Raw genomic sequence first — 20,723 nt, 5'->3', positions numbered from 1 at the left:
AAAAATCGAATTATCGCGAGATTCAGATTCTAATTAGAGGAAAATAAGGATAAACAAGGAAAAACCCTTACATATATTGTAAGAGTTAACGAGGTTCTAATCTTCTCGATAAAATTGATAAACTATAATTTACGATAAAGTACATACAAGCTACTACTATAAACGTTGGAATCATATAATTTACATTCTGCCCGCTAATAATTTGAGCATTATGCATAAGCTCCGGCAGTGATATACCAACTGCTAATGATGTATCTTTCAGCAATGAAATAAACTGACTGACAAGCGGTGGGACCATTCTTCGTAATGCTTGTGGCAAAATAATATGCCAAAGCGCTTGAACGTACGTTAATCCTGAAGATCTTGCGGCCTCAATCTGCCCTTTTTCAATCGATAATAGACCACTTCGAACAATTTCAGATATCATTGCTGCTTCAAATATTGTTAAAGCAACAATTACAGCTGTTATAATTTCTAATTTCAAGCCCGCTTCTGGGAGTGCAAAATATGTGAAAAATATAATTAAAAGTAGTGGTAAATTTCGAATTACTTCCACGATCAAGCCTAATATTTGTGCGACGACAGGTATTTTCGTATAGCGCAATATTCCTATTACACTACCAATAATAAAGCTAAGTACAATTGCTACAAGAGCGACTTCTAGCGTGATAAGCAATCCTTTTAATAAAAAGAGTATATGATCTCCTGTAATAGCACCTTGAAAATCCATCTACACCCCCTCCTTTGCCAAGCGTCTTTCCAAATAACGCACCAGCATACTTAGCGGAATTGTTAATACTAAATAAAACATCCCCACAAATATATATACATCAAACGTAACAAACGTCTTCGTTGAAATTAAGTCTCCTTGATACATTAAATCCGTTCCAGCAATAATTCCGAGTATTGAAGAGTTTTTTACTAAATTGAGAAATTGATTTCCTAGAGGAGGAATTACGATTTTCATCGCTTGAGGTAAGACGACATAATACATCGCTTGCGTATAAGTTAATCCTGAAGAACGCGCTGCTTCCATTTGACCTTTCGCGACTGATAAAATACCAGCACGAATTACTTCCGCAATAAAAGCCGCTGTATAAACTGTAAGTGCAACTGTCCCTGCTACAAAACCGTTGAAAGTAATTCCTATTACAGGCAAAGCAAAATAGAAAATGAATGCAATTAATACGAGTGGAATATTTCTAACAAACTCTACATAGGCAGAGCCAATCCAATTCAAAATACGAATAGGTGAAATTCGCATCACTGCCATAACAATTCCTAAAACAAAACTTCCTATTAGCGCAACTACACTAGACATTACCGTATATTTAAATCCTTCTAAATACATATCAATATTATTCGTCAAAATAGAAAAATCAGGCACATATTCTCCCCTCTTTCTTTATAAGAAGAGGATGAGCATCTCTCATCCTCTCACTCTTACTATTTATCCCAATTGGTATAGGCTACTAATCATCAGTAGGTGATAACCCTTCCCCACTTATTAAAGTTTCACTTTATTTTTCTTGCTTTTGACCGATCCATTTTTCATACAATTTATCGTATTCCCCATTCGCATTCATATCTTTTAGTAAACTATTAATCTCTTTCGTTAAATCGTCTGCACCTTTTTGCACTGCAATTCCATACGGTTCATCCGTAAATTTTTTCCCTACAACTTCATAATTAGAATCTTGTTTTGCCATTCCATAAAGAATCGCATTATCTGTCGTTAAAACATCGCCTTTACCTGCTTTTAACGCTGTAAATGCCTCACTATAATTTTCAAATTCTAATACTGTTGCTTCTGGTGATTTTTGACGGATGTTATTTGTAGACGTTGAGCCTTTTACAGCCAATACTTTAACCCCTTGTTTCACATCATCAATACTTTTAATATTGCTTCCTTTTTTCACAAGTAACGATTGACCCGCTTTAAAATATACATCTGAAAAATCTACTTCTTTTTTACGCTCTTCTGTAATTGTCATTGTCGCAATAATGGCATCAATATCTCCATTTTTCAGCATTGGAATACGTGTTTTAGACGTTACTTCTTTCAGCTCTAGTTTCTTTTCATCACCAAGAATTTTTTTCGCAAGCGCCTTCGCGATATCAATATCGAATCCTTCTACCTGCCCTGTTGAAGGATTTTTTAATCCAAATAAATTCGTATCGTTCTTTACCCCAACTACTAATTTCCCGCGCTTCTTAATTTGTTCAATAACTCCGCCTTGTTTCGTATTTGTTTCTTTCGCCTCGTCTTTTTTACCCCCGCATCCAGCAACAATAAGCACGAATAAACATGAGAATACGATTAGGGTAAACAGCTTTTTCATTTTAAGCATGAAATTCCTCCTTTAATGATTTAACACTCGGCTTAAAAATAGACGAGCTCTTTCTTGTTCAGGATTTGCAAAAAATTGTGCTGGTGTTGTATCTTCGATAATTTGACCGTCATCCATAAATAAAATCCTATCTGCTACCTCACGTGCAAATCCCATCTCGTGTGTGACGACAACCATCGTCATTCCTTCTTTAGCCAGCGCTTTCATAACATCAAGCACTTCCCCAATCATCTCTGGATCAAGAGCAGACGTAGGCTCATCAAATAGCATAATTTCCGGTTGCATCGCGAGCCCTCTAGCAATCGCCACCCTTTGCTGTTGTCCACCAGATAATTGATGTGGATATACACCTGCTTTCTCCGGGATTCCTACTTTCTCTAAATAAAACATCGCTGTTTGCTCCGCCTTTTCTTTGGAAACTTTATTTACTTTAATCGGTGCTAGTGTAATATTTTGAAGAACTGTTTTATGCGGGTATAAATAAAAGTGTTGAAAGACCATCCCAATATTTCGGCGTAATTCATTCATATCTGTTTTTTTATTGTGTACGTCTGTATTTTGTACAATTAATTCTCCATCGGTAATCGCCTCCAACTGATTTATACACCGAAGCAACGTGCTTTTTCCTGATCCCGAAGGGCCAACAACTACTACCACTTCACCTTTTTTCACTTGTACATTAATATTTTTCAAAACTTGAAAGTTACCGTAATATTTATTAACTTTACGAAACTCAATCAACATACTCCCCCCTTCCCCTAACAAAGCATGTACATTCTTTTTATATTCAAAAATGGGCAAAAAAATAACTTTCAGCTTCATTTTGTCCATAAAAAGAGCAAAGGGATTTCCCTTTGCTCTCTCATTCCTATTCTATTAAGATACTTCTTCTTTTTTATCTTTCCCATATTCATGCTCCCAGAAATCAGCATTTTTAATTCCTAATGACTGTGGATCGAATACTGGATCTTTTCCTTCTTTTTTCTGCTTTTCATAATCCTTTAATGCGATCAATGCCGGTTTTTGTAATAATAAAATCGCAATAATGTTAACCCATGCCATAATTCCTACACCAATATCTCCTAAAGCCCATGCTGTTTCTGCTGTTTTTACACAACCGTAGAATACAACCCCTAAGAATACAAACTTTAGTACGATAGACATCCAAGGGCGGTCTTTATCACGATTTAAGTAAGCTATATTCGTTTCTGCAATGTAGTAATAAGCCATAATTGTTGTAAATGCGAAGAATAGTAGAGAGATTGCGACGAAACCGTTTCCAAATCCAGGGAAAACAGATTCTACCGCTGCCTGTGTATAACCAGGACCTGGCTGTGCACCATTTAATTTATTGACGATAAAGTTTTTTCCGCTTGCATCAAATACGTTATACATGCCTGTAATAATCATCATAAATGCTGTTGCTGAACAAACAAATAATGTATCAATGTAAACGGAAAATGCTTGTACTAACCCTTGTTTAGCTGGATGCGATACTTCAGCAGCTGCCGCCGCATGGGCCCCAGTTCCTTGCCCTGCTTCATTTGAATAAATACCACGTTTTACACCCCAAGAGATTGCTAAACCGATAATCCCGCCAAAAGCTGCTTCTAGTGCAAATGCACTTTTTAAAATTAACATGAAAGCGTCTGGTAATTTTTCAATATTCATAGCTACAATTACACAAGCTACTAAAATATAACCAAGCGCCATAAACGGCACTACAACTTGCGCTACGTTAACAATTCGCTTAACTCCACCAAAAATAATAAGTGCTAATGCCGCTACTAATACTGCTCCGGATACAGAAGTATTAATACCAAAAGCTGTTTCTAGACTTACAGCAATACTATTCGCTTGAACACCTGGAAGCAGCATTCCTGTTGCAAGAATCGTTGCTGCGACGAACACCAATGCGTACCATTTAACCCCTAGTCCTTTTTCAATGTAATAAGCCGGACCACCGCGGAATTGTCCTTGATGCTTCGTCTTATATATTTGTGCAAGTGTTGATTCTACATATGCAGAACCAGCTCCTAGAAAGGCTACCGCCCACATCCAAAAGACAGCCCCTGGACCACCAAAGGCAACAGCCGTTGCAACACCGGCAATATTTCCCGTTCCAACGCGTCCTGATAACGAAAGTGCTAACGCTTGGAACGAAGAAACACCCGCATCCGATTTTTCTCCTTGAAATGTAAGCTTCACCATTTCTCCTACATGTCTTACTTGTAAAAACCTCGTTCGAATGGAAAAATATAAGCCTACTCCTAAACATAAATAGACAAGTGCCGGACTCCAAACAATATTATTTATCCAACTTACGATAGCTTCCAACATTCCTCCTCCTTTTTGTAAAGAATATTCAGAATATAAATAAAATTATATAATGTAAATCGAATCTATGACAATATTATTTTAATAAAACAAACATATTTTTGTATAAAAAAACAAAGTATATATTTATTTTACATACTTTGTTTTGAGATGAATGTATTATATATTCACAATTGCTTCCTTCTTTATAATTCTTTCATAGAGTTGTTCTGCTAATTCTCGAAAATGATCTGGCATATCTTTCCCTTTAAACTTCTTTTGAAGCGTACCGTATAAACCAATATCGCGTAGACGTAAAAATAGCGGTAACGATCCATACCAACTATCCGCCAGTCTGTGCTCATATTCATAACCTTTTCGTAATACTTGTAACTGTTTACGAGCAAATTCCGTCTTTTTCTCCAATGTCCACGGTGTAAAAAGAACAGAGTAATAAAGAACCATTGCTAAATCATGTATAAAGTAATTATAAGCTGCATCATCAAAATCAAAGATTGTTAGCTCTTTGCCGTCATACTGAAAGTTACCTGGATGAATATCACCATGCATAAGACCGAATGTTTCTCTTTTAACCGGCAGAGCCTTTATTTCATCCATTAATACAGTAGCAATCTCTTTCACCTTCGCATCTTCTAATCCGCTAACAATTGCACTCTCATCCTCCTCCCACGTATCACGGTAGTCAGTTATAGGGTAATTCATTGTAAGTCGGTGCAGTTGTCCAATCGCTTTTCCCCACGCTTCAAAGTAAGCATCTCCCCAATAAGGCGATTCATCTCCTTTTACTTGTTCACCTTTTGCATATATAAATAAAGACGCAAAAAAGAAAGTGCCATCTTCCGCTCCGATTTCTTCTACAAGATTTTGAGATATTGAATTAAGAGGTCCCGCCACTTTCGCCCCATGCTCCGCAACATACCGTAAAAAATCTAGTTCGGCCTCTACCTCTTTTTTAGACCGATGAGAAGAATGCGTTAAACGTAATACGTAATCTTCATCATTTTTATCTTTCGCCTTAAAAATATAATTTTCAAAATCACCAAGTGGCTTTTCTTCTACTTTCACATTAAATATCTTTGCAGCTTCTGCTAAAATCTCATTTGTAAAAACTCGTTCCACAGCTATTTCCATATTTATTCCCTCCTATATGTACCCTCTAATTAATTCGACATGAATGTGAGAAGTACTGCTATGAAATTGAATAATGCGTGGGCGATCATAGCCGATAAAATAGAATTTGTTTTCTCATATAACCACGCAAATACTACTCCGCTTAAAAAATTCACCGGTAATGTGTTATATGTGGGAATATGAACAACTGTAAATATTATTGAACTTATAAGCACACCGCCCCATATGCCATATCTATCTCGAAAAAACGTATAAAAAACACCCCGATATAAAATCTCTTCATATATTGGTGATATAACCGCCGCTCCAATTACCGCGATACAAAATGAATATATTGATTTATCATTTTGGACCGTATCCGTTTTACTATTTTCAAAGGAAATACCCATTTTCTCCATTATCATTAATACACCAATACTAACTACAATCAAAGAAATAACCGCTACAAATGTCCATAAGTAATCTTTCCATGAAAGCTTCCGAATCCCAATATCTGCCCACGACAAGTTATATCTTTTTATGCAAAACACATAAACTAAAAAAGTAAATACAACTGCCATAATAAATCCCATTAAAACCCCAGCATATAATGAATTCCCTAATAGATTTAAAGCATATTTATAAAAAATGGATTCAATTGTTACTGGAACAATAATAAATACAAAAACAAATAAATATAAAATTTCTTTCCATCCCCACATATATTTTAAAGTCATATATACCATCCCCCTACTTCTCATTTTCTTTAGTATAGAAGATGACGTAACGTAACTTTCAAGTTAATTTTTTTCAAATAATCCAAGCATAAATTTTTCATAAAAAACAAAAATTAACAGTGATAATTTAATCCTAAAAGGGGTGGACAATGTGACAGAACAAAACAATAACCAACAGACGAATAAAACGAAGCCTATGTTTCCATCACTTGCGGAAAATATTAATTACATTGAAAACAAGCTCTCTCATTCCGATGATATAAAAAAATTAGATGTTCCTTCTCAAAATGGAAAAGGAAAAATCTTATATATCGAATCTTTAACAGACCCCAATTTAATTCACCAATTAGCTCTTGAACCACTATTAACTCGATCTGATTTGTCTATGGAAGAAAAAGAATTGGAATAAAGATTATGCAAAGGTAAAATTTAAACCGGAAGTAGAAGTAAAGATTTTATATAGCGGCGTCTTAAAATAAAAAGGTTGTATGCCAAGCGGGCATACAACCTTTTTATTTCGTATATCGATATACAATTGACTCATACGGTCTTAAGTTAAGATTCGTAATATCCTTACTTGAATCTTTGTAATTTGATAATAATACTTCTTGTTTCATTCCATCCAATTGAACATTCACTGGTGCAGAATACGTTATTTCTTCTCCGTAGAAGTTATTTACAACAAGTAATAATTCATTGTCTACAGTACGTGTATACGCCCAAATCTTAGGATGATTCCCATCTAAAACATCATATTTCCCTTTTGTAATTACATCATACGTTTTTCTTAGTTCAATTAACTTTTTATAATGGTAAAATACAGATCCATCATTTTCTAATGCTTTTTCCACGTTTATTTCTTTAAAGTTTTCAGCCACTGAAATCCAAGGTGCACTTGTTGTAAAACCACTATTCACCTCTTCATTCCACTGCATCGGAGTACGTGAATTGTCACGAGATTTTTGTTTTAAAATCTCTATAATCTCTTCTTTAGATAATCCTTCTTCTTGTTTTATATCATATATATTTAACGATTCTACATCACGATATTGCTCGATAGAATGGAAGTTAGGATTCGTCATACCGATTTCTTCCCCTTGATAAATGTACGGTGTTCCTTGCAGCATATGCATAGCTGTCGCTAACATTTTAGCAGATTCATTTCGGTACTTCTCATCATCACCAAACCGTGAAACAATACGAGGCTGGTCATGATTACACCAAAATAACGCATTCCATCCTCCGCCCTTTTGCATTTCACTTTGCCAATCAGACATAATTTCTTTTAATTTAATGAAATCAAAATCAGCTTTCGTCCACTTATCACCATTCGGATAATCTACTTTTAAATGATGGAAACTAAACGTCATACTTAGTTCATTACGCTCTGGGTTTGAATATTTAATACAATTATCAATTGTCGTAGATGACATTTCTCCAACTGTAATTACATCTTTCCCTTCAAAAACATTTCGGTTCATCTCTTGTAAATATTCATGGACGCGTGGACCATCCGTATAATATTTACGCCCATCACTTGTAGCCGTGGTGCCTTCATCACTTAAAAATCTTTGATCTTTTGAAATTAAATTAATAACATCAAGGCGGAATCCTTTTACACCTTTCTCCAGCCAAAAGCGCATCATATCATACACTTCTTCACGAAGGTTTTCGTTTTCCCAGTTTAAATCAGCTTGTGTCTCATCAAATAGATGTAAAAAATATTGCTCTGTCTTCTCATCATATTTCCAAGCAGATCCACCAAACTTAGACTGCCAATTATTTTTTTCATCACGCCAAATATAGTAATTACGATATGGGCTATTTTTATCTTCCTTCGCTTCCTTAAACCACTTATGCTCCGTCGAACTATGATTTACAACGATATCAAGCATGATTTCAATGTTACGTACTTTCGCTTTTTCTAAAAGCTCTTCAAACTCTTCCATCGTTCCGTAAGATGGATCAATACTGTAATAATCACTTACATCGTATCCATTATCGTTTTGTGGTGATTCGTATATCGGTGTTAACCAAATATAATCTACTCCGAGTTCTTTTAAATAATCTAGTTTCTCTGTAACTCCTTTTATATCACCAGTTTCTTTATTGTAATAACTATTAAAGCTCTTCGGATAAATTTGATAGACTACACTTTTATGCCAATCCTTCATGTTTAACTTCCTCCTACTTCTGTTTTACTCGTTTTGCAAATAACCATGTTAACGTAAATGGAATTACAACCGCGATAATCATCCCGACAATAAATATTGGAATCGATTTCGGAATGATAGAAATAAATGCTGGTAATCCGCCAATCCCGATAGCAGGTGCTAATACACCATTTAAAGTAATGAATATCGCCGCAATAGCAGATCCAATAATAGCTGCATAGAACGGGAATTTATTTCGTAAGTTTACACCGAACATCGCTGGCTCCGTAATACCGAAGTACGCTGAAATTGCTGATGTTGATGCCATACTTTTATCATTTTGATTTTTAGAAATCCAGAACATCGCTAGTGCCGCACTACCTTGTGCAATGTTAGAAAGAGCAATCATTGGCCAAATAAATGTACCGCCGTGCTGCGCGATTAATTGTAAGTCGATTGCAATAAACATATGATGCATTCCCGTAATTACAAGCGGTGCATATAATGCTCCAAATAATATTGCCCCAAGTGCTGGTACCGTTTCATATACTCCTACTAATCCGGCTGTTAATAAATCTCCAATATGACGTGTAACTGGACCGATAATCCCTAATGCTAATACACCCGTTACAACGATTGTTGTAATTGGCACAACTAATAATTGAATTGCGTTTGGCACATGTTTCTTTAAAAAGATTTCCACTTTACTTAATACGAATGCCGCTACTAAAACCGGCAAGATTTGACCTTGATACCCTACCTTTTCAATTTGGAATAACCCTAAAATATCGAAGTACTCAATCTTTTGTCCCTCTAAACCAGTCGCTGCTTTTCCATAATCCCACGCGTTTAATAAGGCCGGATGCACAAGCATCAATCCCATAACAATACCTAGTATTGGACTACCACCAAAACGCTTCGTCGCTGACCAACCAACAAGTGCCGGTAAGAATACGAATGCTGTATTGGCCATCATATTAATTAAGTCCCAAAGCCCGCCTAAGTTCGGATAAACATCTAATAAATTTTTACCATCAAAAAATAAGTCCTTTGCCCCTAATAAATTGTTAATCCCCATCAGTAAACCAGCTGTTACAATCGCTGGTAATATCGGCATAAATACATCTGAAAATACTTTTACAAACTTTTGAACTGGATTTAACTTTTGGTTTCCAGAATCTTTTACGTCAGCTACTGTCGATTCTTCCATACCTGCAAGCGTTATCAATTCAGCGTATACTCGATCGACATCGCCTGGACCAATTACAATTTGAAATACCCCAGCGTTATGAAACGCTCCCTTTACTAATGAAACAGACTGTAATTTATCATTATCTATTTTACTTTCATCTTTTACAGCGATACGGAGCCTCGTTACACAGTGCGCAGCTTGTTCAATATTGTCTTTCCCACCAATATACTGCAACACTTCTTCTGCTGTTTTACGATAGTCTTTCCCCATATTCCCGTCCCTCTTTTCTTTTTTTGATACCGTTTACACTTACATATTAACTCGTATATATAAGTTAGTCAACACTCGTATATATAAGTTGGTGTTTTTTTTATAAAGTGAAACTTTAATCAGTGGGGGTTTTGTTCATCCCCCACTGATTATCAGCCCTCACCATTCGGGCGTTTACGGGCAGCAGGGCTCAAACCTAACTTCTTTGCTCCAGCTGAATTTTGAGGTGGGAGTTTTACTGCCCACAAATAGCGGGATAAATAAAGAGATGGAACGATTATTTCGCCCCATCTCTTTATTTTCTTCGCGCCACATCCGAAAAGTGAAAAATATCTAAACGGTGACGTGATTCCGTATATTCGAACTGACTCCCATCGTATAAATGAGTAAAGTTTTTTACAACGACAACATAGTCTGTTCCATTTAAATCTAAATACTTTCGGTCATCATCTGTACATGGTTGTACTTCAATTACCCGCTGTGAATAGCTAATATGTAGCCCTAATTCTTTCTCAATGTATTTATAAATCGATGCAGTTGCAATTTCTCTCGTTAATCCTGGAATATACTCCGATACAAAATGGTTTATATCTAAAATTACTTTTTCTCCATCAATATTTCGTACACGTTTAATATGATCTATTTCCGTTTTTTCTTTCACGTTTAATAACTTTGCTACATCTTTCGTAGCTGTCATTTTCTCTATTTCCACGACTTCCGTAATACAGTAACGTCCTAAACGTTCATTTTCTTCTTGAAAACTTACAATACCACCAAAGTTAAATTCAATATTTTTGCGCTTTAATACAAAAACACCTTTTCCGTGTATTTTTTGAACATATCCACGCTCTTGCAATAAATCTACAGCTTTTCTTACAGTACCCCGGCTTGCCTCATACTGCTTCATTAATTCCGTTTCTGATGGAATTTTGCATCCTTCTTTTAATTGTTTATTATCAATAGACTTGCTGATTGCTGTATAAATTTGTTCATACTTACTCATCATCTACAATAGCCCCTTGTCACCTTCTAGTTCTATATGTATTATACCACGCTATACTCTTCTGCCAATCTCTCACTTATTTTCCAGTACAAGAAAACTATAGGTAAATATTTAGTCTCTAAAACGTATTTTTATAAATTTTTTTATATTTCTCTTTTCATTCAAAAAAACATGTAGTATACTAACTTCAAAATCAGAGGAGAAAGGGAGCAAAAAACTATGCTTACTTATACAACTGTAGTTACATTTGCACAAAAACATCATCATCATACTTAACCCTTGAAACCTAGCGGAAAAATTACGCGTAGGTACAAGGGTTATTCCCATTGTACCTACGCTTTGGCAAAGAGCCATGTAGGTATTTTTTATCTACATGGCTCTTTTTTTATTGCAAAAAATGCTAGTAAAAAATGATGTTTAAGCAAAACTTACTACAAAGGAGTTAACAAAAATGGAAACGAAAAAATGGGGATTATGGATTTTAACAGCTTTTGTTATCGGGAATATGGTTGGCGGTGGCGTATTTATGCTCCCAGCAAATTTAGCACACGTATCAGGTCCAATGGGATCTACACTTGCATGGAGTATTACAGGACTTGGTGTATTTATGATTGCACTCGTATTTGGAAATTTAGCAATTCGTAAACCAGAATTAAAAGCAGGACCACAAAGTTACGCCCAAGCAATGTTTACCTCCCAAAAGGCAGGTAAAGTTGCAGGATATAGTATGGCTTGGGGGTACTGGGCTGCTAACTGGGCTGCTACAGCATCTGTAATTATTTCCTTTGCAGGATATTTATCAACATTCTTCCCAGTTTTACAAAGTAAGCAAATTCTCTTTTCAACAAACGGATTTTCATTAGAACTTGGAAAAGCTTTAACCTTCATAGTATGTAGTATGATGCTATGGGGAATTCAATATATTCTTTCTCAAAATATTGATAGAGCAGGAAATATGAACCTTCTTGCAACAATCGCAAAAATCATCGGATTTACAATGTTTATTGTAATCACATTATTCATTTTCAATGCCTCTAATTTCGGGGACGGTCAAACATTTATGAATGAAGCTGGACAACCTATTTCGTTGGGTGGACAAATAAATTCAGCTGCTATTGCAACACTTTGGGCGTTTATCGGTATTGAGTCAGCAGTTATGCTCTCTAACCGCGCAAAATCTCAGCACGATGTTAAGAAAGCTACGATTTTCGGATTAATCATCGCTCTTCTTATTTACATGGCAATTACTCTACTAACAATGGGTGCTCTTCCACAAGACGTTTTAAAAGAGTCTCAAAAGCCATTAGTAGATGCATTAAATTTAGCAATTGGTACTAAGGGTGCTTATATAATGGCCTTACTTGCACTCGTATCTTTATTCGGCTCTACTGTAGGATGGATCGTTGTTAGCTCAGAAGTACCTTACCAAGCAGCAAAAAATGGGGTTTTCCCTAAGTTTTTCGGAAAAACAAATAAAAAAGGAAGTCCTTCAAAATCATTATTTATTACAAATGTGATGACACAAATTTTCTTATTTTCAACGATTTCTGGTACTGTTTCCGAAGCATATAATTTCGCTATTGTTGTAGCGACATTAGCATATTTAATCCCGTACCTTGTTTCTACCTTGTACCAGTTAAAATTAGTTATTACGGGAGAAACGTATGATATAATGCCTGGATCTCGAATAAAAGATGGGATCATTACTGCACTAGCATTTTTATATTCCATTTGGGTTATTAAAACAGGAACTGCTGATTTAAAAACGTTCTTCTTAGGAATTGGGTTGTTTGTATTAGGCCTTATTCTTTATCCAATTTTAATGAAAGATTCACAAAAAAAATAAAAAAAAAGAGAAGCTTTCCGCTTCTCTTTTTTTTTATTAAAAGTCAGTTAATAACTTTTCTTTTAGTTCACCTACATCTAACGGTCTCGCATAATAAAAACCTTGTACAAAGTCGCAACCCATTGATTTTAATAAACTTTCTTGTTCTACCGTTTCTACCCCTTCAGCAACCACTAATAAATTTAAACTATGGGCAATTTCAATAACTGATTTTACAATCGTTCGCTCTGGCTGTGCGTGATCATAATGAAACTCACGAATAAAATTACGATCAATTTTCACAATATCAAGTGGTAGTTTTTTCAAATAATATAATGAGGAATACCCTGTTCCGAAATCGTCTAAAGCGATTAAAATCCCCATACTTCTTAATTCTTGTAATGTAGCAATAATATAATCAAAATGACGTACAGCTATACTTTCTGTTATTTCTAATATTAAACGATTTGGCGGAAACCCTGTTCGCTTCAATATACTACGAACAGATAAAATAAAGCGCTTTTGCATCAATTGTTGTATTGATAAATTAACAGATAACTTCAGTCCCTCTTGATACTCTGGCAAAGTTTTAAACAATCGACATGACTTTTCTAGTACCCAGTCTCCTAGTTTTATAATAAGTCCACACTCTTCAGCTACAGGTATAAATTCACTTGGTGAAATAGGACCTTCTTCTGTCTTACAGCGTACTAAAGCCTCAATACCAGTACATTTCTTTGTTTTCAAATCAATAATGGGCTGTAATGCCACTTTTAATTCTTCGTCACGAATTGCTTTTTGCAAAGCAAACTCTATTTTCATTCTACGATTTATTTTCGCACGTAATTCATCTGTAAAGAAGCACGCCCCATTTCTTCCTTGCTCTTTCGCACTATACATGGCTAAATCTGAATTTTTCAATAATGTTTCAACGTCTTTTCCATCTTGCGGATAGGAACAAAGTCCTAGACTGGCTGAAATATATACTTCATGACCTTCCAGCATAAATGGTGCTTGAAAGCATGACAACACAGATGTCGCTAACTGCCTCATCTCATCTTGTGTATGTTTTTTTGTTAATAGTACAAATTCATCTCCACCAAGCCTAGCCAGAACATCTTTATCTCCTAGTACATAATGCAATCGGGAAGCGACTTCACTTAAAAGTAAATCTCCTATCATATGACCTAACGTATCATTCACTAATTTAAAGCGATCTAAATCAAAGTAAATCATGCCAAACTCTATTTTCTCTGCGATCATCTTATTTACAGTCGTAATTAACTGTAAACGGTTTGGTAAACTTGTTAACGCATCATGATAAGCAAGTTCCCTATAACGACTTTCGCTTAATCGTAATCTTTGCTCTGCTTCTTTCCTACTACTTATATCATTTCGAATTGCAATAAATTGATAGGGTTCTCCCTTTTCATTTAAAAATGGAACAATTGTTGTTTTAACCCAATAATACGTACCATCTTTTGCTTGATTTCGAATTTCCCCCGTCCAGACTTTTCCACTCAAAATACGCTTCCATAGGATTTGAAAAAATGCTTTCGGATGATATCCGGAATTTAAAATACGGTGATCTTTTCCTATTAACTCTTCTCTTTTATATTTTGAGATTTTACAAAATTTATCATTCACATATGTAATAAGACCATTTCGGTCTGTAATAGCAACAATTGAAGACTCATCTAATGCTAATTTTAAATCTTGCAATGAAGAGTCATATAATGCATGACCTCTTTGTTCTAGCATGCGCATCTCTCCTTGCTTCCTATCTGACTAAAACACAATTCGTTTCTCTTCATAGAAATAGAGATATTTCATTTTCTAACAATATGCCTTTACATAAAGTGAAACTTTAATCAGTGGGGGTTTTGTCCATCCCCCACTGATTATTAGCCTTCACCAATCGGGCTTTTACGGGCAGTTATCTCCCACCTAACTTCCTCGCATTCACCGAATTTTGAGGTGGGAGTCTTACTGCCCACAAATAGCGGGATAAATCACAAACTTTTTCTAAATAGGCCGATTAAAATAACATAATATTATTTATAAAAAAAAGCAATATCGTGCTGTTTTAATTATAGTAGAAGCTTCTCATCTCTCTGCTTATTTAAGCTTATTATACAGTATTCTCTTGCATTCTTTGAATTTTCCAAGTGACAATTTCATCACTATTAGCCTCTGCTCCCTACTAATGTGGCCTCACATCTAATCTCTTTTATTTCATGAAATGTTAAGATATAAATCTAACTGCCGATACATAATGAAATAGAGATTAAAATACAAAATGCAACGATTCACGAATAATAATATAAAGTGAAACTTTAATCAGTGGGCGTTTACGGGTAGCAGGGCTTCCACCTGAATTTTGAGGTGGAAATTTTACTGCCCACAAATAGCGGGATAAAATCAAAATTTGCATTTAATATACTGAATTACAATAACAAAATATTAACATATTTTCACCTTAATTTTGGAAGTATTTTATAAATAAATTATTAAATTAAAAAAGAGGATATCCTCTTTTTTAATTTAATAATTTGGATACGGTATTTGCTGATAACCTGGGTATGGTGCTGGATATGGCATTGGGTAAGTTACTGGATACGGCGCTGGGTAATATCCCCCACCACTAGCTGCACCTGTTAATGCTCCAGCTGTAAGTCCCCCTAATACTCCACCAGCAAAACTTCCTGGAAAGAATCCTCCGCCCCACGAGCCGCCACCCCAGCTGCCGCCGTGATGGTGGTGATGATGATCATAATGATTGTGTCCACCATGGTGATGATGTCCTCCCCCACCATGATGATTACGATAATATCCTCCGTGATTTAGTATATAGTTCATTTCTCTTCCTCTCCTTTTCAATTTCCCTACTTTAATATGTGTTGTATGAATAGTAAGGATACTGTTCATACTCCGTATAGTATGGAGTATCTGAATAATATGGATAACCATATCCGCCATAGCCAAACGCAGGACTAAGTAAAGCCCCTGCTACAAATCCTGGAAAGAATCCTCCGCCCAAAAATGGAGAATGTCCAAAACTCCCATGAAATCCGCCATGTCCGAAGCCTCCAACTGGACGACCATACATTTTATTCATCCCCTTTTCTATATAAAAATGTAATAATATACTGTATGTAGGACAAATGCGGAAAGCATGGGGAAAATGTCTATATTTTGTAAAAAAAACAAAACACTTTATAATAAGAATGTCAGATTACACCTTTTATATAAGAAGTCTATATTTAAGAAAGATTAGAGGAATTTTATAGAAATGAAGAAGCCTATCGTTCAATTATTATTGGTATTTACAATTGTATCTATCGTTCTCTTCCTATTAAATACATCGATTATCTCGTTATATACATTCGTCGGTGTATTATGGTCTATTACAATCGTTGGAATTTCGTTCGTTATTTTTATCGAAAACAGGTCTCCTCAAAGCACCTTAGCGTGGTTTTTAGTATTAGCACTTCTTCCTGTTTTAGGTGTGCTTTTATACTCCCTTTTCGGGCGTAGCCGTTGGAGAAGAAAAAAGCATCTACATCGCTCAGAAGAGCAAAGAAAGTTATTCCGTGAAATATTAGAAGGAAGACGACTAGAACTTTCTCTTACAGTTCCATTACATGAGCGTTCTATCCATTTAACAGAAGTAGTACAAAAATTCGGAGGCGGTCCTGCCGCAGATAGAACGACTACAAAACTTTTAACAAACGGAGATCAAACATTTTCAGAAATTCTGCACGCTATTGAGCATGCAAAACACCATATACATATTCAATACTATATTTATAAAGCCGATGAGATTGGTACAAAAGTTCGGGATGCTTTAATAAAGAAGGCAAAATCCGGGGTTATTGTACGCTTCCTTTATGATGGACTCGGAAGTAACACGTTAAGAAGACGATTTTTACAGCCTATGAAAGAAGCTGGAGTTGAAATTGTGGAATTTGACCCTATTTTTTCAGCTTGGTTACTTGAAACAGTCAATTATCGTAACCATCGTAAAATTGTTATTGTAGATGGAGAAATTGGATTTACTGGAGGACTCAACGTCGGTGACGAATATCTCGGCCGTTCAAAGAAATTTCCCGTTTGGCGTGATAGTCATTTAAAAATAGAAGGAAAAGCATTATATAAATTACAAGCAATCTTTCTAGAAGATTGGCTCTATGCCTCTAGTGGTTTAAGTAACTATTCTTGGGATCAATTTATGAATGTACAATACTTCCCTGGTAAAGAAATTTCGAATGCAGAAGGTGCTGTTCAAATTGTAGCAAGTGGACCAAGCTCAGATGATAAAAGTATTCGTAATACGTTACTAGCTGTTATGGGCTCTGCCAAAAAATCTATTTGGATCGCTACGCCATACTTTATTCCCGATCAAGAAACTTTAACATTATTACGCTTAAGTGCAATATCCGGCATAGATGTACGCATTTTATATCCAGGTAAAAGTGATAGTATTATTAGTGATCAAGCATCTCAATCCTATTTCACTCCACTTTTAAAAGCCGGTGCTTCCATTTACAGTTATAAAGATGGTTTTATGCATGCGAAAATTGTACTCGTTGATGATAAGATCGCAACAATTGGAACAGCAAATATGGATGTGCGTAGCTTTGAGTTAAATTATGAAATTATTAGTGTACTTTATGAATCAGAAACCGTTCATGATATTAAACATGATTTTGAAGAAGACTTTAAGCATTCCACTGAAATTAAATGGAACTCGTTCCAAAAAAGAAGTATCAAAAAACGAATATTAGAGTCTTTCATGCGACTCATTTCTCCTTTGCTATAAGCAATCAATATAATATTGATTGCTTTTTCTTTTACATTTCCCCTCTCTCCTTTTCTTTGCATACCATATTAAAACAAGTTATCATAAGATGTATTACTTTATGAAAATAATGTTAGGTGGGAAATACATGTTAGAACAATTTCATATACACGCTGATTTAAAACAACAGCTCTCAGCCCTTCACGAAAAAAACAAACAAGAAGCTGGCGAAAATGCACATTTAATTGGAAAGAAAATATATAAAGCATCTGATAACAGCATTATTGAAGATGCCATTACAGCACTTTTACTTGGTAAAAACATTCTATTAAAAGGACCAACTGGTAGTGGTAAAACAGTACTAGCGGAAACTCTTTCTTCTTTATTCCAAAAACCAATGCATAGCATTAACTGTTCTGTCGACTTAGATGTAGAAGGTATTTTAGGATACAACACATTACAAACAAAAGAGGGTGCATCTGAAGTTACATTCGTTAATGGTCCTCTTATGAAGGCAATGAAGAACGGTCATTTCTTATATATTGATGAAATCAATATGGCAAAACCTGAAACATTACCACTTCTTCATGGTGCGTTAGATTATCGTAAAATGATTACAAACCCATTTACACAAGAAGTTGTATACGGTGATGACGAATATCGCGTAATCGCTGCGATTAACGAAGGTTATGTTGGGACAAGTGAACTAAACGAAGCGTTAAAAAACCGTTTCGTTATTATTGAAGTTCCTTACATTCAAGGTGATACATTAAAAGAACTATTACTATCTGAATCAAAATTAAATGATGTTGCAACAATTGAAAAGTTCGTTGCATTCGCAAGCGATCTTATGCCTTTAGCTCGTGATGGACGCGTAAGTGAAGAAGCAGCTAGTATTCGTGGCATTATCGATGCATGTGATTTAGGTGTATATATTCCTGTTATGCGTGCAATTGAACGTAGTATTATCGCAAAATTAAACGATGAAACAGAACAAATGACTGTCCGTGAATTAGCAGAAAGTTATTTCTTTGAGGAATAATTCATGAGACAAATTTTTAGTGACAAAAAAATTGATGCGTCGCTGTTTCTACAAATGGAAAACTTAATGTATGCTCTTCTAAAAGAAGACGATGCCTATCTTGAGTATGGCTATAAAGCATACTACGACGAAATTGAAAAAAAGGTTGTCATTAGTCACTTTTGGGATGATCGAAAAGAAGAGGATACAGTAATCGGATTAAAAAGCGAAGTGTTCTTAAAGGCACTTGGTAATAAACATTACTCGGACATGACTTTAATTCGTTCTTATGCGATTGAATTACAAGAATCGCCTCTAAAAAAGTTTTTAACACAATTATTTGTTCTATTAGAAGATTTACGTGTTGAGGAAATCGTCAAAAATTTACGTCCTGGCACAAAACACATTTTTAAACGCCGAAAAGAAATGTATCGCAATTACTTTGGCTCACAAAATGAAATAAATCGTGTTCGTAACTATCACGGTGACCGTCTATTTTGTCTATGCTATCTTTCATTAACGAGTGATAAATATGAAATGTTTAATAATGAATATTTCGAGCAAATTGAATCAATTTTGCATGAAACATTCCAAGCTCGTAATACGGAAGATATTATGTATATCGTTGAGAAAATTCGCTATCGCTTAGAAGGACTTCTTGAAAGTGATATGCTTAATAATTATTTCGGACATGCCCCGCTTTATTTATCTGTTATTGCAGATGAGAAAGACAGTCGCGCTGAAAAATTAGCAAATGATGATACGCAGCTCCTAGATGACGATGATAACAAAAACAAAATGGATGAAAGCTTCTCGACATGGCACCGTGAAAATAAAAACAATGAAAACGAGAACTTTTTCCGCTTTGAATTAGAAAGCGGAACAAAAACAAATATGATGGGTGATACTGCTCGTGAATCAGAAGATGGTGACCAAGCACTTGGTTCTGTACAAGGTACTTCCCAAAAAAGTACACAATCTAACTTTGATGGTGCTGATACAGAAGAAGCAAGAGCGTCTCATGCTTCTAGCCAAAACGACGGTGCATACGGCAAGTATAATGTGGGAGCTTCTCATACATTTAAAGAAGCTCGCAAATCAAATCCTGATGAGAAAAAAGATTACCAAGGTATCAAATCAGTCGTTAATAAAGATGTAAAAGAATTAAAGAAAATCATCGAAAAAACAATTGAAAACAAAACGAATGCAAATAGTGATAAATATTACGGAAGACTTCGTAAGAAATTCCTTCGTATTTATACAGAAAAGCAGCCGCGGATGTTTTATAAAAAAGGACAAGAATCTCAAGAATTAGACGTTGCATTCCAACTATTAGTGGACTGCTCTGGTTCTATGTATAACAAAATGGAAGAAACGAAGAAGAGTGTGGTCCTATTCCATGAAGCTTTAAAATCTTTAAAAATCCCGCACGCTATTAGCGGATTTTGGGAAGATGCTTCTAGTGCTAAACCTGAAGATAAACCGAATGTTATTCATGAAGTTGTTACGTATAAAAACTCAACGTTACCAAATGTCGGTCCAGAAATTATGCAACTTCGCGAAGAAGAAGATAACCGCGACGGGTATATTATTCGCATCGTTTCTGAAAAGCTTGCGAAAAGACCAGAAAAGCATAAATTCTTACTTGTCTTTACAGACGGTGAGCCTTCTGCATTAGACTATCAACAAGACGGTATTTTAGATACACATGAAGCTGTCAAACTCGCTCGTAAAAGTGGTATGGAAGTAATCGGTATCTTCATCGAAGAAGGCGAAGCGAAAGAAGCAACTTATCAACTAATGAAAAACATTTATAACCATCACTTCTTAGTTGCAAATCATGCTGAAGATTTACGCCTGAAGATTAAACCATTGTTGAAGAAACTATTACTGAAGACGATTGAATAGAAAAACAGGAGCCAC

At 35.4% G+C, this 20,723-nt stretch carries 17 protein-coding genes and 2 pseudogenes; 6 read left to right on the top strand and 13 right to left on the bottom strand.

Features of this window, described 5'->3' with window-relative positions:
• Nucleotides 1-85: 85 nt before the first annotated feature.
• The 7 genes from EXW56_RS03235 to EXW56_RS03205 all read right to left on the bottom strand — a co-directional run bounded on the left by EXW56_RS03235 (nt 86) and on the right by EXW56_RS03205 (nt 6,535).
• Nucleotides 86-730, bottom strand: coding sequence for an amino acid ABC transporter permease (locus EXW56_RS03235; RefSeq protein ID WP_215597171.1), 645 nt, complete (start codon nt 728-730; stop codon nt 86-88).
• Entirely contained in the window at nt 731-1,387 is a 657-nt protein-coding gene (locus EXW56_RS03230) for an amino acid ABC transporter permease (RefSeq protein ID WP_002201790.1), read from the bottom strand.
• Between the two features lie 133 nt (nt 1,388-1,520).
• Nucleotides 1,521-2,351: a glutamine ABC transporter substrate-binding protein GlnH gene (gene glnH, locus EXW56_RS03225; RefSeq protein ID WP_002201791.1), complete on the bottom strand. Its 831-nt coding sequence runs from the start codon at nt 2,349-2,351 to the stop codon at nt 1,521-1,523.
• A 12-nt stretch (nt 2,352-2,363) separates the two neighbouring features.
• Nucleotides 2,364-3,182 (bottom strand): amino acid ABC transporter ATP-binding protein, encoded by an 819-nt coding sequence (locus tag EXW56_RS03220; RefSeq protein WP_080013777.1) that lies wholly within the window; start codon nt 3,180-3,182, stop codon nt 2,364-2,366.
• Nucleotides 3,183-3,227: 45 nt separating this feature from the next.
• Complete coding sequence (locus EXW56_RS03215; RefSeq protein WP_033714297.1) at nt 3,228-4,688, bottom strand: alanine/glycine:cation symporter family protein; 1,461 nt, start codon at nt 4,686-4,688, stop codon at nt 3,228-3,230.
• 159 nt (nt 4,689-4,847) lie between these two features.
• Entirely contained in the window at nt 4,848-5,819 is a 972-nt protein-coding gene (locus EXW56_RS03210; RefSeq protein WP_215597170.1) for a phosphotransferase enzyme family protein, read from the bottom strand.
• Nucleotides 5,820-5,848: 29 nt separating this feature from the next.
• Complete coding sequence (locus tag EXW56_RS03205; protein WP_002159308.1) at nt 5,849-6,535, bottom strand: CPBP family intramembrane glutamic endopeptidase; 687 nt, start codon at nt 6,533-6,535, stop codon at nt 5,849-5,851.
• Between the two features lie 196 nt (nt 6,536-6,731).
• Here EXW56_RS03205 and EXW56_RS03200 point away from each other — a divergent pair.
• Both EXW56_RS03200 and EXW56_RS03195 read left to right on the top strand, forming a co-directional pair.
• Nucleotides 6,732-6,929 (top strand): annotated as a pseudogene (locus tag EXW56_RS03200) (hypothetical protein); the annotation flags it as partial.
• Nucleotides 6,919-7,014: pseudogene (locus EXW56_RS03195) on the top strand (Ger(x)C family spore germination protein); the annotation flags it as partial. The pseudogenes EXW56_RS03200 and EXW56_RS03195, both read left to right, overlap by 11 nt.
• 33 nt (nt 7,015-7,047) lie before the next feature.
• Here EXW56_RS03195 and treC read toward each other — a convergent pair.
• The 3 genes from treC to treR all read right to left on the bottom strand — a co-directional run bounded on the left by treC (nt 7,048) and on the right by treR (nt 11,156).
• Nucleotides 7,048-8,709 carry an alpha,alpha-phosphotrehalase gene (treC, locus tag EXW56_RS03190; protein WP_002201795.1) on the bottom strand — a complete coding sequence of 554 codons (1,662 nt, stop codon included), beginning with the start codon at nt 8,707-8,709 and terminating at the stop codon, nt 7,048-7,050.
• Nucleotides 8,710-8,722: 13 nt separating this feature from the next.
• Complete coding sequence (gene treP, locus EXW56_RS03185) at nt 8,723-10,150, bottom strand: PTS system trehalose-specific EIIBC component (protein WP_002114061.1); 1,428 nt, start codon at nt 10,148-10,150, stop codon at nt 8,723-8,725.
• Between the two features lie 295 nt (nt 10,151-10,445).
• Nucleotides 10,446-11,156 (bottom strand): trehalose operon repressor, encoded by a 711-nt coding sequence (gene treR, locus EXW56_RS03180; protein WP_002201796.1) that lies wholly within the window; start codon nt 11,154-11,156, stop codon nt 10,446-10,448.
• 448 nt (nt 11,157-11,604) lie between these two features.
• Between treR and EXW56_RS03175 the strand changes: the two genes are divergently transcribed.
• Nucleotides 11,605-12,999, top strand: coding sequence for an amino acid permease (locus tag EXW56_RS03175; RefSeq protein ID WP_002114055.1), 1,395 nt, complete (start codon nt 11,605-11,607; stop codon nt 12,997-12,999).
• Nucleotides 13,000-13,035: 36 nt separating this feature from the next.
• On the opposite strand, the gene EXW56_RS03170 is transcribed toward EXW56_RS03175, so the two are convergent.
• From EXW56_RS03170 to EXW56_RS03160, 3 genes are all read right to left on the bottom strand, one after another.
• On the bottom strand, nt 13,036-14,739 hold the full coding sequence (locus EXW56_RS03170; RefSeq protein ID WP_002114053.1) for a putative bifunctional diguanylate cyclase/phosphodiesterase: 1,704 nt from the start codon (nt 14,737-14,739) through the stop codon (nt 13,036-13,038).
• A 783-nt stretch (nt 14,740-15,522) separates the two neighbouring features.
• Entirely contained in the window at nt 15,523-15,837 is a 315-nt protein-coding gene (locus tag EXW56_RS03165) for a hypothetical protein (protein ID WP_002201797.1), read from the bottom strand.
• 31 nt (nt 15,838-15,868) lie between these two features.
• Nucleotides 15,869-16,087, bottom strand: a complete 219-nt coding sequence (locus EXW56_RS03160) for a hypothetical protein (RefSeq protein WP_098988681.1) — start codon at nt 16,085-16,087, stop codon at nt 15,869-15,871.
• 183 nt (nt 16,088-16,270) lie between these two features.
• Between EXW56_RS03160 and EXW56_RS03155 the strand changes: the two genes are divergently transcribed.
• The 3 genes from EXW56_RS03155 to EXW56_RS03145 all read left to right on the top strand — a co-directional run bounded on the left by EXW56_RS03155 (nt 16,271) and on the right by EXW56_RS03145 (nt 20,708).
• Nucleotides 16,271-17,800 carry a cardiolipin synthase gene (locus EXW56_RS03155; protein WP_002201799.1) on the top strand — a complete coding sequence of 510 codons (1,530 nt, stop codon included), beginning with the start codon at nt 16,271-16,273 and terminating at the stop codon, nt 17,798-17,800.
• 127 nt (nt 17,801-17,927) lie between these two features.
• The gene (locus tag EXW56_RS03150) at nt 17,928-18,821 is read left to right on the top strand and encodes an ATP-binding protein (RefSeq protein ID WP_002201800.1); all 894 of its coding nucleotides are present in this window, start codon (nt 17,928-17,930) and stop codon (nt 18,819-18,821) included.
• Nucleotides 18,822-18,824: 3 nt separating this feature from the next.
• On the top strand, nt 18,825-20,708 hold the full coding sequence (locus EXW56_RS03145) for a vWA domain-containing protein (RefSeq protein ID WP_002201801.1): 1,884 nt from the start codon (nt 18,825-18,827) through the stop codon (nt 20,706-20,708).
• Nucleotides 20,709-20,723: the final 15 nt, after the last annotated feature.

It is taken from the genome of Bacillus mycoides, from assembly GCF_018742245.1.
GTDB classification, from domain to species: Bacteria; Bacillota; Bacilli; order Bacillales; family Bacillaceae_G; genus Bacillus_A; species Bacillus_A cereus_U.
This window is presented reverse-complemented; position numbering and strand designations above follow the sequence as displayed.